Genomic DNA, 14,774 nt, shown 5'->3' on the forward strand with positions numbered 1-14,774 from the left:
CGGGCGCGGCGCTCACCACCGCGCGCGCTCAGAGCCGGCGGGTGGCCAGCGTGAGCCGGTCGCGGGCGTCGAACAGCGCGTCCTTGATCATCTGTTCGTGGGCGGGGGTGAGCCGGGCCACCGGCACCGAGCAGCTGATCGCGTCCCGGGCCGGGGTGCGGTACGGGATCGCCACGCCGAAGCAGCGCAGGCCCAGCGTGTTCTCCTCGCGGTCCACCGCGAAGCCCTGCTCGCGCACCTGGTGCAGCTCCTCGATGAGCTTCTCCCGGTCGGTGATGGTGTTCTCGGTGAGCGCGGGCAGCGTCTCGGGCAGCAGCTTGCGCACCTGCTCGTCGCTGTAGGTGGCGAGGATGGCCTTGCCGAGGGAGGTGGAGTGGGCCGGGAGCCGGCGGCCGACCCGGGTGAAGGGACGCAGATAGTGCTGGGACTGGCGGGTGGCCAGGTAGACGACGTTGGTGCCGTCGAGCCGGGCCAGGTGGATGGTCTCCGTGGTGTCGTCGGAGAGCCGGTCCAGGGTCGGCCGGGCGGCGGCCACCACCTCGTCGCCGTCGATGTAGGAGGTGCCGACCAGCAGCGCCCGCACCCCGATGCCGTACCGCGTGCCCGTCGCGTCCGTCTCCACCCAGCCCAGCTCCACGAGCGTGCGCAGCAGCATGTACAGGCTGGACTTGGGATAGCCCACGGCCTCCTGCACCGCCGCCAGGGAGTGCATTCCGGGCTTTCCGGCGAAGTACTCGAGCAGTTCCACCGTCCGCACCGCGGACTTGACCTGCGCCCCGCCGCCTGTCTCGGCTGCCGACATCGCCCTTGACCCCTTCGTTGGACGCCACATAGTCTCCGACAGCATATTCATCATCAGAGACAGCGTTCAGTATATCGAACACCGCTGATGGATGAGCCAGTACTGCGGCATGACATGTGGAGGGATCCCGCGGTGGCAGCAGCACCAGTCTGGAGTGTCGACCCGCGTACCGGGAAGCAGCGTGAACAGGTTGCGGTGGAGGCCACAGCCCAGGAGGTGGACGCCGTGGTCAGGGCGGCCCACGCCGCGCGCGGCGCCCTCGCCGACCGGGCGGTGCGCTCCGCGTTCCTGCGCTCGGCCGCCGCGGGCCTGGACGCGGCCAGGGACGGCCTGGTGGACACCGCCGACGCGGAGACCGCGCTCGGCCCGGTCCGGCTGACCGGCGAACTCGCCCGCACCAGCTTCCAGCTGCGGGCCTTCGCCGGCATCGTCGACGAGGGCGCCTTCCTCGACGTCGTCATCGACCACCCCGACGCGACCGCGACCCCGCCCATCCCGGACCTGCGCCGCTACAAGGTCCCGCTCGGCGTCGTCGCCGTCTACTCCGCCTCCAACTTCCCCTTCGCCTTCTCCGTCGCGGGCGGCGACACCGCGAGCGCGCTGGCCGCGGGCTGCCCGGTCGTCGTCAAGGCCCACCCCGACCACCCGGCCCTGTCCGAGCTGGTCGCCAAGGTGCTGCGCCGGGCCGCCGCCGAGCACGGCATCCCCGACGGCGTCGTCGGACTCGTGCACGGCTTCGAGGCGGGCGTCGAGCTGATCAAGCACCCGCTGGTCGCCGCGGCCGGCTTCACCGGCTCCGTGCGGGGCGGCCGGGCCCTGTTCGACGCCGCCGCCGCGCGTCCCGTGCCGATCCCGTTCCACGGCGAACTCGGCTCGCTGAACCCGGTGCTGGTCACCGAGGCCGCCGCCGCCGAGCGCGCCGAGGAGATCGGCGCCGGTCTCGCCGGGTCCATGACGATGGGCGTCGGGCAGTTCTGCGTCAAGCCCGGCCTGGTGCTCGTGCCGTCCGGCGCGGCGGGCGACGGCCTCGTGAAGTCCCTGACGGACGCGGTGAGCGACACCGAGGCGGGCGTGCTGCTCGACCACCGGATGCGGGACAACTTCCTCGCCGGGGTCGCCGAGCGCCTCCGGCTCCCCGAGGTGGACTCCCCGGTCACCCCGGGCGCGGGCGGCGAGCACTCGGTGAGCGCCGGCTTCCTCACCGTGCCGGCGAGCCGGCTCGTGGACGAGGGCGCCCACGACCTGCTGCTGGAGGAGTGCTTCGGGCCGGTCACCGTGGTGGCCCGGTACGCCGACGAGGAGGAGGCCGCGGCGGTGCTGTCCCGGCTGCCGGGCAACCTCACGGCCACGGTCCAGCTGTCCTCGCAGGAGGCCGCCGGGCACGGGCGGGGGCCGGAACTGCTCGCCCGGCTGACCCCGTTGGCGGGGCGCGTGGTGGTCAACGCCTGGCCGACCGGGGTCGCGGTCGCGCCGGCCCAGCACCACGGAGGGCCGTACCCGGCGACGACCTCGACGTCCACGTCCGTGGGCGGTACGGCCATCGAGCGGTGGCTGCGGCCGGTCGTGTACCAGAACGCGCCCACCGCGCTGCTGCCGGCCGAGCTGAGGGACGAGAACCCGCTGGGGCTTCCCCGGCGGTTCAACGGCCGCCTCGAACGCTGAACACCGCAAGCCGCAGGGCGGGAACCTGAGAGACTCACCCCATGGACGTGGAGCTCCCCGAACTGCCCTTCGCGCTGCGCACCTACGGCCCCGACGGGCACTGGTCGTACGAGGACGGCGTGCTCACCGGGTGGGCCGGGCCCCGGCACGACCGGTTCGTGCCGCCCACCGGGGAGGCGCTGGACCCCGCCTGCGACGCCCCCCGGCTGCTGGGGGCGCCCGACGGGGACTTCCAGCTGATCGCCCGGGTGACCGTGGGGTTCCGGGCCGCCTTCGACGCCGGCGTGCTGTACGTCCACGTCGGCGACCGGGCCTGGGCCAAGCTCTGCCTGGAGTACTCCCCGGACGTGCCCACCGTCTGCACCGTGGTCACCCGGGGCCACTCCGACGACGCCAACTCCTTCACCGTCGAGGGCAGTTCCGTCTGGCTGCGGGTCAGCCGGACCGGGCGGGCCTTCGCCTTCCACGCCTCCCGGGACGGCGCACGCTGGACCTTCGTCCGGCTGTTCACCCTCGGCGACGAGAAGGAGACCGGCGACGCGCTGGTCGGCTTCATGACCCAGTCCCCCCTGGGAGAGGGCTGCGTGGTGACCTACGACCACCTCACCTACCACCCCGCCTGGCCGAACGACCTCCGGGACGGCAGCTGACCCCGGACACGCCTGGCGGGCCCCGGCTGAGTGGCCGGGCCGAGTTCCGGGGCGCTTCGCACGGAGCGGCGACGGCGGCTCCCCAGGGGCGCGGGGAACTGCGCGACCAGCCACGACGAACCCCACGCTCGCCCACCGACCAGGACCCCACGGCGCTGCGCCTGGTCCGCACCAGCGACCGCGGCCCCGCGTCGGCACCGCCCTGCACGCCGCCTGTGTCGAGCAGTGGCGCGCCGACGGCAAGCGGACGGCCGTCCTCGACGTACACGTGGACAACCGCCGCGCCCAGGCCTTCTGCACCCGCCAGGGCTGGGTCCCGGACCCCGCCGGCCCGCCCGCCGAGGGCGACCACCACCTCCTCCTGCGGTACGAGGTACCGGGCAGGGAATGGAACCGGCTGATTGAACGTTCACGTACCGGTCGTGGAGAGAGCCTCCGCACCCGTACGACCCGGAGAGAGCCGAAGACATGCGCGTCGAGATCTGGAGCGACATCGCCTGCCCCTGGTGCTACGTGGGCAAGGCCCGCTTCGAGAAGGCGCTGGCGGCCTTCCCGCACCGCGACCAGGTCGAGGTCGTGCACCGCTCCTTCGAGCTGGACCCGGACCGCGCCAAGGGCGACGTGCAGCCGGTGATCACCATGCTGACCCGGAAGTACGGCATGAGCCAGGCGCAGGCCGAGGCCGGTGAGGACAACCTCGGCGCCCAGGCCGCCGCCGAGGGCCTGGACTACCGCACCCGGGGCCGCGACCACGGCAGCACTTTCGACATGCACCGCCTGCTGCACTTCGCCAAGGAGCACGGCCGGCAGGACGAGCTGATCCAGATCCTGTACCGGGCCAACTTCGCCGAGGAGCGGTCCGTCTTCACCGAGGGCGACGAGCGGCTCGTCGAGCTGGCCGTGGAGGCCGGGCTGGACGCCGACGCCGCCCGCACGGTGCTCGCCGACCCGTCCCGCTACGCCGACGACGTCCGCGCCGACGAACGCGAGGCCGCCCGGCTCGGTGCGACCGGCGTGCCCTTCTTCGTCCTCGACCGGACCTACGGCGTCTCCGGCGCCCAGCCCGCCGAGGTGTTCGCCCGGGCGCTGGCCCAGGCCTGGGGCGAACGCGCCCCGCTGAAGCAGGCCGAGGAGAGGGGCGCCGACGCCTGCGGGCCGGACGGGTGCGCGGTGCCGCGGGGCTGAAACCGCAGGTCGGGGCGGATGTATAACGAGTCCTAGGCGGAGCCACGCAAAAAATCGCAATGGACGGGGACTTCGCAGGGCCGCAGAGTGGACGCATGAAGACCACGGAGTCCACGGAGACCTTCGACCGCCTCGTCCGCGCCGAGTTCGCCCCCGAGAACACCTACCTGAACACCGCGAGCAGCGGCCTGCTCCCGGCCCGTACGGTCGCCGCGCTGCACGAGGCGGTGGCCATCCGGGCCGCGGGCCGGCCGCTCGATCCGCTGTTCGACGACGTGGAGGCCGCCCGGGCCGCGTTCGCCCGGCTCGCCGGAGTGCCGACCGAGCGGGTGGCGGCGGGCCCGTCGGTCTCCGCCCAGACCGGCCTGATCGCGGCCTCCCTGCCCGCCGGCGCCGAAGTGCTCACCGCCGAGGACGACTTCACCTCCGTGCTGAACCCGTTCCATGTGCGTGGCGACCTCAAGGTGCGCGCCGTGCCGCTGGAACGGCTCGCCGAGTCGGTCCGTCCCGGCACCGCCCTGGTCGCGGTCAGCGCCGCCCAGTCCGCCGACGGGCGGATCGCCGACCTGCCGGCCCTGCGCGAGGCGGCCCGCACGCACGGTGCCCGTACCTACGTCGACTTCTCCCAGGCCGCCGGCTGGCTCCCGATCGAGGCCGAGGCCTACGACTTCACCGTCTCCACCACCTTCAAGTGGCTGCTCGGCCCGCACGGGGCCGCCTTCCTCGTCGTCCCCGAGGACTTCGGCGCGCTGTCGCCGCTGCTGGCCGGCTGGGTCGCGGCCGAGGAGCCGTGGAACAGCTGCTACGGCCCGGTGACCCGACTCGCCCACTCCGCACGGCGGTTCGACGTCAGCCCGGCCCTGTTCACCTATACCGGGGTGGCCTGCTCGCTCGCCCTGATCGAGGAGCTGGGCGTGGCCGCCGTACAGGCGCACGACCTGGCCCTGGCCGACCGGTTCCGCACCGGGCTCGTCTCGCTCGGCCACGAACCGCTGCCCGCGCCCGGCTCGGCCATCGTCTCCGTGCCCGGACTCGGCGTCCGTCAGCCCGAGTTGAGCCGTGCCGGCATCGAGGTCTCCAACCGCGCCGGCAACCTCCGCGCGTCCTTCCACCTGTACAACACGGAAGCGGATGTGGACCGTCTGCTGGACGTCCTGGCCGGCTGACGGCATGACCGGGCCGGAGCCCCCCGTCCCGCACGAGGAGGCCCCGGCCCGGTGCCGGAAGGGGATCAACGCACCGGGGTGAAGTCCCTGGCGCCGATGAACTCCGGGCGCCGTACGGGCGCCGCGAACGGCTCGACGGCCTTGTTCTCCACGCTGTTGAACACGATGAACACGTTGCTGCGCGGGTAGGGCGTGATGTTGTCGCCGGAGCCGTGCATGCAGTTGCAGTCGAACCAGGTCGCCGAGCCGGCCTTGCCGGTGAACAGCCGGATGCCGTACTCGCTCGCCAGCTGCGTCAGCGCCTCGTCGGACGGCGTGCCCGCGTCCTGCATCTGCAGCGACTTCTTGTAGTTGTCCTCGGGCGTGGCGCCGGCGCAGCCCAGGAACGTCCGGTGCGAGCCCGGCATGATCATCAGGCCGCCGTTGGTGTCGAAGTTCTCGGTCAGCGCGATCGAGACGGACACCGTGCGCATGTTCGGCAGGCCGTCCTCGGCGTGCCAGGTCTCGAAGTCCGAGTGCCAGTAGAAGCCGCTCGCGCCGAAGCCGGGCTTGACGTTGATCCGGGACTGGTGGACGTACACGTCGGAGCCGAGGATCTGCCGGGCGCGGCCGACCACGCGCGGATCGCGCACCAGGTTCGCGAACACCTCGCTGATCTTGTGGACCTCGAAGACCGAGCGGATCTCCTTCGACTTGGGCTCCACGATGGAGCGCTCGTCGGCGCGGATCGCCGGGTCGGAGACCAGCCGGTCCAGCTCGCGCTTGTAGACCTCGACCTCGTCGGGGGTGAGCAGCTGGTCGATGGCGAGGAAGCCGTCACGCTCGTACGCCTGCAGGTCGGCCGTGCTGATCGGGCCCGGCGTGTCCGGGGAGCCCCAGACGACCGGGTCCTGGCGCGGGACGGTCACCTCGGTGGTGCCGCGGGTCGGGTAGAGATCCTTCACGGGGGCAGTGGTCATGGGTTCTCACACCTCCTCGGGCTCGGTGAGCAGCGGGTAGACGCCGTTCTCGTCGTGGTCCTCCCGTCCGGTCACCGGCGGGTTGAACACGCAGATGCAGTGGAAGTCCTCCTTGACGCGCAGGGTGTGCCGCTCGTGCCCGTCGAGGAGGTACATGGTGCCGGGCGTGATGGTGTACGTCTTCCCGGCCTCGTGGTCGGTGAGTTCGGCCTCGCCCTTGGTGCAGACGACGGCCTCGATGTGGTTGGCGTACCACATCGACGTCTCGGTGCCGGCGTAGAGGATGGTCTCGTGCAGCGAGAAGCCGACCCGCTCCTTGGCGAGGACGATCCGCTTGCTCTCCCAGGTACCGGACTTGGACTTGACGTGCCGGTCGGTGCCTTCGATGTCCTTGAACGATCGGACGATCACGGTGGTGCTTCCTCCTGGTCGGCTCGCGGTTCAGACGGTTTCCCGGACGGCGCGGGCGAGGACGCTCAGGCCCTCGTCCAACTCGTCGGGGGTGACGGTGAGGGCGGGCAGCAGCTTGACGACCTCGCCCTCCGGGCCGGACGTCTCGATCAGCAGCCCGAGTTCGAAGGCCCGCCGGGCGACCTTCGAGGCGCGGCTCTTGTCGTGGAACTCCATGCCCCACACCAGGCCCCGGCCGCGGTACTCCTTGACGTCGGCGAGGTTCTCCTCGGTGATGGCGATCAGCGCCTGCTCGACCTGCTCACCCCGGGTGCGGGTCTGCTTCTCCATGGCCGAGCCGTCGGTCCAGTACGTTTCCAGGGCCGCGGCGGCGGTGACGAACGCCGGGTTGTTGCCCCGGAAGGTGCCGTTGTGCTCGCCCGGCTCCCAGATGTCCAGCTCCGGCTTGAACAGGCACAGCGACATCGGCAGCCCGTAGCCGCTGATCGACTTGGACACCGTGACGATGTCGGGCACGATCCCGGCCTCCTCGAAGGAGAAGAAGGCGCCGGTGCGGCCGCAGCCCATCTGGATGTCGTCGACGATCAGCAGCATGTCCTGCCGCTCGCACAGCTCCTTCAGGGCGCGCAGCCACTCCGGCCGGGCCACGTTGATGCCGCCCTCGCCCTGCACGGTCTCCACGATCACGGCGGCGGGCTTGTTCAGGCCGGACCCCTGGTCCTCCAGCAGCCGCTCGAACCACAGGAAGTCGGGGACCTTGCCGTCGAAGTAGTTGTCGAACGGCATCGGCGTGCCGTGCACCAGCGGGATCCCGGCGCCGGCCCGCTTGAAGGCGTTGCCGGTCACGGCGAGCGAGCCCAGCGACATGCCGTGGAAGGCGTTGGTGAACGACACGATCGACTCCCGGCCCTTCACCTTGCGGGCCAGCTTCAGCGCCGACTCCACGGCGTTGGTGCCGGTCGGGCCCGGGAACATGACCTTGTACGGCAGATCGCGGGGGCGCAGCACCAGGTCCTGGAAGGCCTGCAGGAAGGAGCGCTTGGCCGTGGTGGACATGTCCAGGCCGTGGGTCACCCCGTCCCGGGACAGATAGTCGATCAGCGCCCGTTTGAGCACCGGGTTGTTGTGGCCGTAGTTGAGTGAGCCGGCCCCGGCGAAGAAGTCGAGGTAGGCATGGCCGTCCTCGTCGAACATCCGGCTGCCCTGCGCGCGGTCGAAGACCGTGGGCCAGCCGCGGCAGTAGCTGCGCACCTCGGACTCGAGGGTCTCGAAAACGCTGAGGTCGGGCTGGGTGATGGTCACGGTGGTCGCTCCTCAGTGGGGGGTGGAGGCGGTCAGCGGGCCGATGCGGTACAGGACTTCGGGGTCGTGCGGGCCGTCCGGGAACAGCTCGGAGGGAAACAGCACCTCACGCTCCAGGCGCGCGCCGTGCCGGGCGGCGAACGAGGTGAACAGCCGCTCGGAGGCGGTGTTGCCGGGGGTGATGGTGGTCTCCACGTCGGTGACGCCGCGCTCGGCGGTGAGCCGTGCGGCCAGCCCGTCCAGCAGCCTGGCGGCGATGCCGCGGCCCCGCTGGGCGGAGTCGACGGCCACCTGCCAGACGAGCAGCGTGCGGGGGCGCTCCGGCCGTACGTAGCCGGTGACGAATCCGACCGGCTCCCCGTCCGCACCGCGCGCCACCGCTGAGGTGCCGGCGAAGTCCCGGCACCACAGCAGATAGCTGTACGAAGAGTTCAGGTCGAGGGTTTTCGAGTCCTTGGCGAGACGCCAGAGCGCTGCTCCGTCGCTCAGCGCCGGCTGTTCGACGATCAGTTCTGCGGGTGCGGCAGTCATGCGGCACGAATTTAGCGAGGCGAATTAGGAAATGCACGGGCGCCGTCGCTGTGCTGTACCGGAAGAGCGGAGAAATGCCCGAGTTATCCCGCTGCAAACCGGGACATAGCGACCCTACTGTGGAGTACGTCACACCACGGAAACCGCTCGAAACCTGCCGGAAAACTTCCCTGTTTAGCCTCGCAAAAAGCGGGCAGAAGAAGACGGGAAGCTATCACCGAGAAAATTGGCGGGAATTGTGAAATCAATCTGAATTTTGAATTCGGAATGCGATGGCGCCGTCGAATTCAGACGCCGAGCGCCGCACCGATGGCAGCCAGACACCTCTCCACGGTCTCCTGCGAGGCGTCCGCCCCGTAGTGGTAGACCCGGATCATCTCCTTGGCCAGCGCCCCGCCGCCGGCGGCGACCGGCAGCGCGGGATCGCTCGCGAGCACCCGGGCCACCAGCTCCGACGCCACCACCCCGGAGGGCACCCGCAATGTCGTCGCCACCGGCGCCGCGTCCTTCTCCTCGTACACGTACGGCTCGAGGCCCCCGGCCCAGGGCGAGAGCGCCCGCCCGCGCCGCCCGGGCGGCCTCCCGGTGCCGGGCCATCACCGTCTCCAGGCCCACCGACTCGATCCGCTCCAGGCACGCTTCGAGCGCCAGCATCTCCAGCTGCGCCGGAGCGTGCGGCAGCGCCCTGCGGCCCGCATCGATCCAGCGCTCCTTCCAGTCCGGCAGGGACAGACAGGAGCGGCGCGGCGCGTTCGGATTCGCCGCCATCCGCGGCCAGGCCCGCTCGCTCACCGAGATCGCCGACACCCCCGCGGGGCCGCCCATCGCCTTCTGCGCGCCGATCACGCACAGGTCCACACCCCACGCGTCCGGCAGCACCGGCTCGGCGCCCACCGAGGCGACCGCGTCCAGACGGAACAGCGCGCCCTGCTCCCGCACCGCCTCGCCGATCTCCGCGACCGGGTTGGTGTTGCCGGTCGCCGCCTCCGCGTGGACCAGGGACACGAAGTCGATCTCGGGGTGCTCGGCGAACGCCTCCCGGATCTGCCCGGCGGTCACCGCCGTGTGGAAGGGGACGGCGAGGTCGTACACCGTCGCGCCGGAGTCCCGCAGCCAGTTGCCGAAGGTCTGCCCGTACGGACCGGTGATCACGTTCAGGGCCACCGTGCCCGGACCGGCCGCGGCCCGGATCGCGCCCTCCAGCGGCAGCAGCGCCTCGCCCTGGGTGATCAGCACGTCCTGCCGGGTGCCCAGCAGCCCTCTCTTCGTTTCTCGGGGCCGATGCCGGGGCGAACTCCACCGATCTTAGGTCCGACGCCCCGGTGACCATCGGTTTGATTTGAGACCCTCAAACTCTTCCTTATAATCGGAACCCACCGTTCCCCCACAGAGAAGATCCCCCATGAAAACGCTCCTCGGACGCCGGACCCGCCTGCTGGCTGCCACCACCGCGACCGCCGGCCTCGTGCTCGTCGCGGCCGGCTGCTCCTCCAGCGGATCGGGGAGCGGCAAGACCACCGTCCACGGGGTCCACCTGGTCAAGGCCGGGCAGCTGACCACCTGCACCCACCTGCCGTACCCGCCGTTCCAGTCGGAGATCAACGGCAAGGTCCAGGGCTTCGACGTCTCCCTGATCGACCTGGTCGCCAAGAACCTCGGCGTGAAGCAGCAGATCCTCGACACGCCGTTCGAGAACTTCAAGACCGGCGCCTTCCTCAACTCCGGCCAGTGCGACCTGGCCGCCGCCGGCATGACGATCACGCCGGAGCGCAAGAAGAACGTCGACTTCTCCGACCCGTACTTCGAGGCCACCCAGGCCGTGCTCGTCGGCAAGAGCAGCGGCATCACCTCGCTCGCCGACGTCAAGGCCAAGGGCAGGAAGCTCGGCGCCCAGGCGCAGACCACCGGCGAGGACTTCGCCAAGAGCAAGGGCTTCGACCCGGTCTCCTTCGCCTCCTCCGACGCGGTCCTCAACGGCCTGCGCACCGGGCAGGTCCAGGCCGTGATCATCGACTACCCGGTGGTCCAGGGCTGGCTGAAGGACAAGGACAACGCGGCGAAGTTCAAGGTCGTCGACAACCTCAAGACCGGCGAGCAGTACGGCTTCACGGTGAAGAAGGGCAACAAGGCCCTGCTCGACGCCATCAACAAGGCCCTGCGGGACGCCAAGGCCGACGGCACCTACAAGAAGATCTACGAGCAGTGGATCGGCCCGTACAACTCCTCCGCCGCCTCCCCGGCCCCCTCCGCCTCCTGACCCCATGACCACCGACACGGACACCCCCATACAGCCCAGGAAGAGCGGCCTGACACGCCGTCAGAAGCAGCGGCTGTCGCGCGGGGCGCAGTACGTGGTCTTCGCCGCCGCGGTGATCGCCTTCGCGGTCACCGCGGACTGGGGCCGGCTGCAGAACCAGTTCGCGCAGGGCCGCATCGCCAGACAGCTGTTCCCGGACCTCATCACGGTGGCCATGAAGAACACCGTGCTGTACACCCTGTCCGGGTTCGCCGTCGGCCTCGCCCTCGGCATGCTCATCGCCCTGATGCGCCTGTCGTCCGTGGGGCCGTACCGCTGGCTCGCCGGCGTCTACATCGAGGTCTTCCGCGGCCTGCCCGCGCTGCTGATCTTCATCTTCGTGGGCACCGGCGTGCCCCTGGCCTTCCCCAGCATCGAGTACCCGGGCGGTGTCTACGGCAAGGTGGCCGTCGCCCTCGGACTGGTCTCCGCCGCCTACATGGCGGAGACGATCCGCGCGGGCATCCAGGCCGTGCCCAAGGGGCAGATGGAGGCGGCCCGTTCGCTCGGGTTCTCGCCCGGGCGGGCCATGGTCTCCATCATCCTGCCGCAGGCCTTCCGGATCATCCTGCCGCCGCTGACCAACGAACTCGTCCTGCTCTTCAAGGACTCCTCGCTGGTGCTGTTCCTCGGCGTCACCCTGGAACAGCGCGAACTGTCCAAGTTCGGCAACGACCTGGCCAGTTCGACCGCCAACTCCACCCCGATCCTGGTCGCGGGCCTGTGCTACCTGCTGATCACGATCCCGCTCAGCCTCGTCGTGCGCCGCATGGAAACCAGGGCGCGGAGGGAGATCCGGTGACCCGCCCCGAGATCCGCGTGACGGATCTGCACAAGTCCTTCGGCGACAACCACGTCCTGCGCGGCATCGACCTGGAGATCGGCCAGGGCGAGGTCGTCTGCGTCATCGGCCCCTCCGGCTCCGGCAAGTCCACGCTGCTGCGCTGCGTGAACCTGCTGGAGGAGCCCACCAAGGGCCAGGTCTTCGTCGGCGGCACCGAGCTGACCGACCCGGACGTCGACATCGACGCCGTACGCCGCCGGATCGGCATGGTCTTCCAGCAGTTCAACCTCTTCCCGCACCTCAGCGTCACCGAGAACCTCACGCTGCCGCAGCGCCGGGTGCTCGGCCGGGACAAGGCGACCGCCGCGAGGATCGCCGCCGAGAACCTGGCCCGGGTCGGCCTGGCCGAGAAGGCGGACGCCTACCCGTCCTCCCTCTCCGGCGGGCAGCAGCAGCGCGTGGCCATCGCCCGGGCGCTGGCGATGGGCCCGGAGGTGATGCTCTTCGACGAGCCGACCTCCGCGCTCGACCCCGAGCTGGTCGGCGACGTCCTGGCCGTCATGCGGATGCTCGCGCAGGACGGCATGACGATGATGGTCGTCACCCACGAGATGACCTTCGCCCGCGAGGTCGCCGACCGGGTCGTCTTCATGGACGGCGGCGTGATCGTCGAGGACGGCAGCCCCGAACAGGTCATCGGCGCCCCGCGGCACGAACGCACCCGCCACTTCCTCTCCCGCCTGCTCGACCCGGCGATGGCCGAGGTGGAGGAGGAGACCTCCGACCAGGTGGGTGACGGGCAGCCGTAGCTCGTTAAGGTCGGGGGCATGAGCGATGGCGCCGTGCTGCACGTGAAGGGGCGGGTCCTGGCCGGACCCGAGGACGTCCGCGACGAGCTGTGGGTGGTCGGGGGCCGGGTGTCGTACGACCGCCCCGCCGGCGCCCGTGACGTCCGTACCGTCGAGGGCTGGGCGCTGCCCGGCCTGGTCGACGCGCACTGCCATGTGGGCCTCGGCGCCGAGGGCCCCGTCGACGCCGCGACCGCGGAGAAGCAGGCGCTCACCGACCGGGAGGCCGGCACCCTGCTGATCAGGGACGCCGGCTCGCCCTCCGACACCCGCTGGGTCGACGACCGGGAGGACCTCCCGAAGATCATCCGGGCCGGCCGGCACATCGCCCGCACCCGCCGCTACATCCGCAACTTCGCCTGGGAGATCGAGCCCGGCGACCTCGTCGCGTACGTCGCCCAGGAGGCCCGGCGCGGCGACGGCTGGGTCAAGCTGGTCGGCGACTGGATCGACCGCGACCTCGGCGACCTCGCCCCCTGCTGGCCGCGCGAGGCGGTCGAGGCCGCCATCGCCGAGGCGCACCGGCTCGGCGCCCGCGTCACCGCGCACTGCTTCGCCGAGAGCTCCCTGCGCGACCTGGTCGAGGCGGGCATCGACTGCATCGAGCACGCCACCGGCCTGACCGAGGACCTGATCCCGCTGTTCGCCGAGCGGGGCGTCGCGATCGTGCCGACCCTCGTCAACATCGCCACGTTCCCGCAGCTCGCCGCGGGCGGCGAGAGCCGGTACCCGCGCTGGTCCGCGCACATGCGCCGGCTGCACGAGCGCCGCTACGACACCGTGCGCGGCGCCTACGACGCCGGGATCCCGGTGTACGTCGGCACGGACGCCGGCGGCTCACTGGCCCACGGCCTGGTCGCGGCCGAGGTGGCCGAGCTGGTCGCCGCGGGCATCCCCGCCGTGGACGCCGTCTCCGCGACCAGCTGGGGCGCCCGCGCCTGGCTCGGCCGCCCCGGCCTCGAGGAGGGCGCACCGGCCGACCTGGTGGTGTACGAGGGCGACCCGCGGGCGGACGTACGGGTGCTGGCGGCGCCGCGCCGGGTGGTGCTGAACGGCATCGTCGTCGAGTAGCCCCCAGGGGCGCACGGGAACGCCCGTGCCCGGTGATTCGAATCGGCGTGCGGGAAATCCACGTTTGAGTGAAGTGACCCAGGATAGCTGACCGTTCACCCACAGTGCGTACAAGGTTGACGGGTCCCAAGCCGGTTTCCACTGGGGGTCCCACGCCTTGAACAGCGACACCTTCCGCATGCCCGCACACCGTACGGCCGCCCTGGCGATCGCCGCCGCCCTCGCCCTGGCGCCCGCGGTGCTGGGCGCGAGCGCCGCGCACGCGACCACCGACCACGGTCGCGCCTCCGCCGTCGTGCTCCGCACCGGCCTCGACGTCTCCCTGCTGAACAAGACCGTCGACGTCCCGCTCGCGGTCTCCCTCAACGAGGTCCAGGCACCGCGGAGCGCCGACCGGACCGCGCTGTCCGCCCGGCTCGACGGCGTGGCCGGCGGCAGACCGTTCTCGGTCCTCCGCGCCGACGCCGCCTCCGCGAAGGCCACCGTGACCGCGCGGCGCGCCGAGGGCTCGGTCCGGCTGGTGAACGCCCGCCTGCACGTCCCCGGACTGCCCCTGCTGTCCCTGATCGAGGTCGGCACCGTCACCGCCGACGCGACCTGCGAGGCCGGCAGGGCGCCGGCGGCCTCGGCGAACGTCCTCGGCGCTGTCACGGTGCTCGGCAAGCGCGTCACGCTCACCGCCGGCGGCCCCACCGAGGTCAAGGTGCCCGGCGTCGGCGAGGTCCGCCTCGACCTCGCCCAGCGCCGCACCACGACCCGCACCGCCGCCGCCACCGCCCTCGAACTCCGGGTCTCCGTCAACCCGTTGAAGCTCAACGTGGCCGACGTCGAGGGCACCGTCACCCTGGCCAAGGCCACCTGCGAGTCCCCGATGGTGCCGCCCACCGGCCACCCGGCGCCGAGCCACGACCCGGCCGCCGCCGTGCAGCCCCAGGGCGCCCGCAACGACCTCGCCGAGACCGGCGGCAGCTCCGCGACCCCGTACATCGCGGGCGCCGCCCTGGCGCTGGTACTGGTCGGCGGGGGAGCGGCGACACTGGCCCGCCGCCGCAGGGGCTGACCCCGCCGCCGGGAGCCGCCGCAAGGGCTGGCTTCGGTGCGGCCGGC

At 71.6% G+C, this 14,774-nt stretch carries 14 protein-coding genes and 2 pseudogenes; 10 read left to right on the top strand and 6 right to left on the bottom strand.

Features of this window, described 5'->3' with window-relative positions; all coding sequences use genetic code 11:
* Positions 1-28 precede the first annotated feature (28 nt).
* On the bottom strand, positions 29-802 hold the full coding sequence (locus tag OG956_RS28125) for an IclR family transcriptional regulator (protein WP_330340797.1): 774 nt from the start codon (positions 800-802) through the stop codon (positions 29-31).
* Between the two features lie 132 nt (positions 803-934).
* Here OG956_RS28125 and OG956_RS28130 point away from each other — a divergent pair, with 132 nt between their 5' ends.
* The 5 genes and pseudogenes from OG956_RS28130 to OG956_RS28150 all read left to right on the top strand — a co-directional run bounded on the left by OG956_RS28130 (position 935) and on the right by OG956_RS28150 (position 5,465).
* Positions 935-2,464, top strand: coding sequence for an aldehyde dehydrogenase (NADP(+)) (locus tag OG956_RS28130; protein WP_330340798.1), 1,530 nt, complete (start codon positions 935-937; stop codon positions 2,462-2,464).
* A 41-nt stretch (positions 2,465-2,505) separates the two neighbouring features.
* A complete protein-coding gene (locus tag OG956_RS28135) occupies positions 2,506-3,114 on the top strand; it encodes a DUF1349 domain-containing protein (RefSeq protein ID WP_330340799.1) in 609 nt (202 codons plus the stop codon).
* Positions 3,115-3,295: 181 nt separating this feature from the next.
* Positions 3,296-3,496 (top strand): annotated as a pseudogene (locus OG956_RS28140) (GNAT family N-acetyltransferase); the annotation flags it as partial.
* Between the two features lie 86 nt (positions 3,497-3,582).
* On the top strand, positions 3,583-4,299 hold the full coding sequence (locus OG956_RS28145) for a DsbA family oxidoreductase (RefSeq protein WP_330340800.1): 717 nt from the start codon (positions 3,583-3,585) through the stop codon (positions 4,297-4,299).
* Positions 4,300-4,358: 59 nt separating this feature from the next.
* Entirely contained in the window at positions 4,359-5,465 is a 1,107-nt protein-coding gene (locus OG956_RS28150; protein ID WP_330340801.1) for an aminotransferase class V-fold PLP-dependent enzyme, read from the top strand.
* Between the two features lie 65 nt (positions 5,466-5,530).
* On the opposite strand, the gene thpD is transcribed toward OG956_RS28150, so the two are convergent.
* From thpD to OG956_RS28175, 5 genes and pseudogenes are all read right to left on the bottom strand, one after another.
* The gene (thpD, locus tag OG956_RS28155; RefSeq protein WP_330340802.1) at positions 5,531-6,424 is read right to left on the bottom strand and encodes an ectoine hydroxylase; all 894 of its coding nucleotides are present in this window, start codon (positions 6,422-6,424) and stop codon (positions 5,531-5,533) included.
* A 6-nt stretch (positions 6,425-6,430) separates the two neighbouring features.
* Positions 6,431-6,835, bottom strand: a complete 405-nt coding sequence (locus tag OG956_RS28160) for an ectoine synthase (RefSeq protein WP_330340803.1) — start codon at positions 6,833-6,835, stop codon at positions 6,431-6,433.
* 30 nt (positions 6,836-6,865) lie between these two features.
* Positions 6,866-8,137 carry a diaminobutyrate--2-oxoglutarate transaminase gene (gene ectB, locus OG956_RS28165; RefSeq protein WP_330340804.1) on the bottom strand — a complete coding sequence of 424 codons (1,272 nt, stop codon included), beginning with the start codon at positions 8,135-8,137 and terminating at the stop codon, positions 6,866-6,868.
* A gap of 12 nt (positions 8,138-8,149) precedes the next feature.
* A complete protein-coding gene (ectA, locus tag OG956_RS28170) occupies positions 8,150-8,668 on the bottom strand; it encodes a diaminobutyrate acetyltransferase (RefSeq protein ID WP_330340805.1) in 519 nt (172 codons plus the stop codon).
* A 287-nt stretch (positions 8,669-8,955) separates the two neighbouring features.
* A pseudogene (locus tag OG956_RS28175) lies at positions 8,956-9,925 on the bottom strand (aminotransferase class V-fold PLP-dependent enzyme); the annotation flags it as partial.
* 145 nt (positions 9,926-10,070) lie between these two features.
* On the opposite strand from OG956_RS28175, the gene OG956_RS28180 reads away from it, so the two are divergent.
* From OG956_RS28180 to OG956_RS28200, 5 genes are all read left to right on the top strand, one after another.
* Positions 10,071-10,925: a transporter substrate-binding domain-containing protein gene (locus tag OG956_RS28180; protein WP_330340806.1), complete on the top strand. Its 855-nt coding sequence runs from the start codon at positions 10,071-10,073 to the stop codon at positions 10,923-10,925.
* Between the two features lie 4 nt (positions 10,926-10,929).
* Complete coding sequence (locus OG956_RS28185) at positions 10,930-11,766, top strand: amino acid ABC transporter permease (protein WP_330340807.1); 837 nt, start codon at positions 10,930-10,932, stop codon at positions 11,764-11,766.
* Positions 11,763-12,557, top strand: coding sequence for an amino acid ABC transporter ATP-binding protein (locus OG956_RS28190; protein WP_330340808.1), 795 nt, complete (start codon positions 11,763-11,765; stop codon positions 12,555-12,557). The genes OG956_RS28185 and OG956_RS28190 overlap by 4 nt, the downstream gene beginning before the upstream one ends.
* Positions 12,558-12,575: 18 nt before the next feature.
* A complete protein-coding gene (locus tag OG956_RS28195; RefSeq protein WP_330340809.1) occupies positions 12,576-13,667 on the top strand; it encodes an amidohydrolase family protein in 1,092 nt (363 codons plus the stop codon).
* Between the two features lie 157 nt (positions 13,668-13,824).
* Complete coding sequence (locus OG956_RS28200; protein ID WP_330340810.1) at positions 13,825-14,727, top strand: SCO1860 family LAETG-anchored protein; 903 nt, start codon at positions 13,825-13,827, stop codon at positions 14,725-14,727.
* Positions 14,728-14,774 lie beyond the last annotated feature (47 nt).

This window comes from Streptomyces sp. NBC_00557 (assembly GCF_036345995.1).
Lineage (GTDB): Bacteria > Actinomycetota > Actinomycetes > Streptomycetales > Streptomycetaceae > Streptomyces.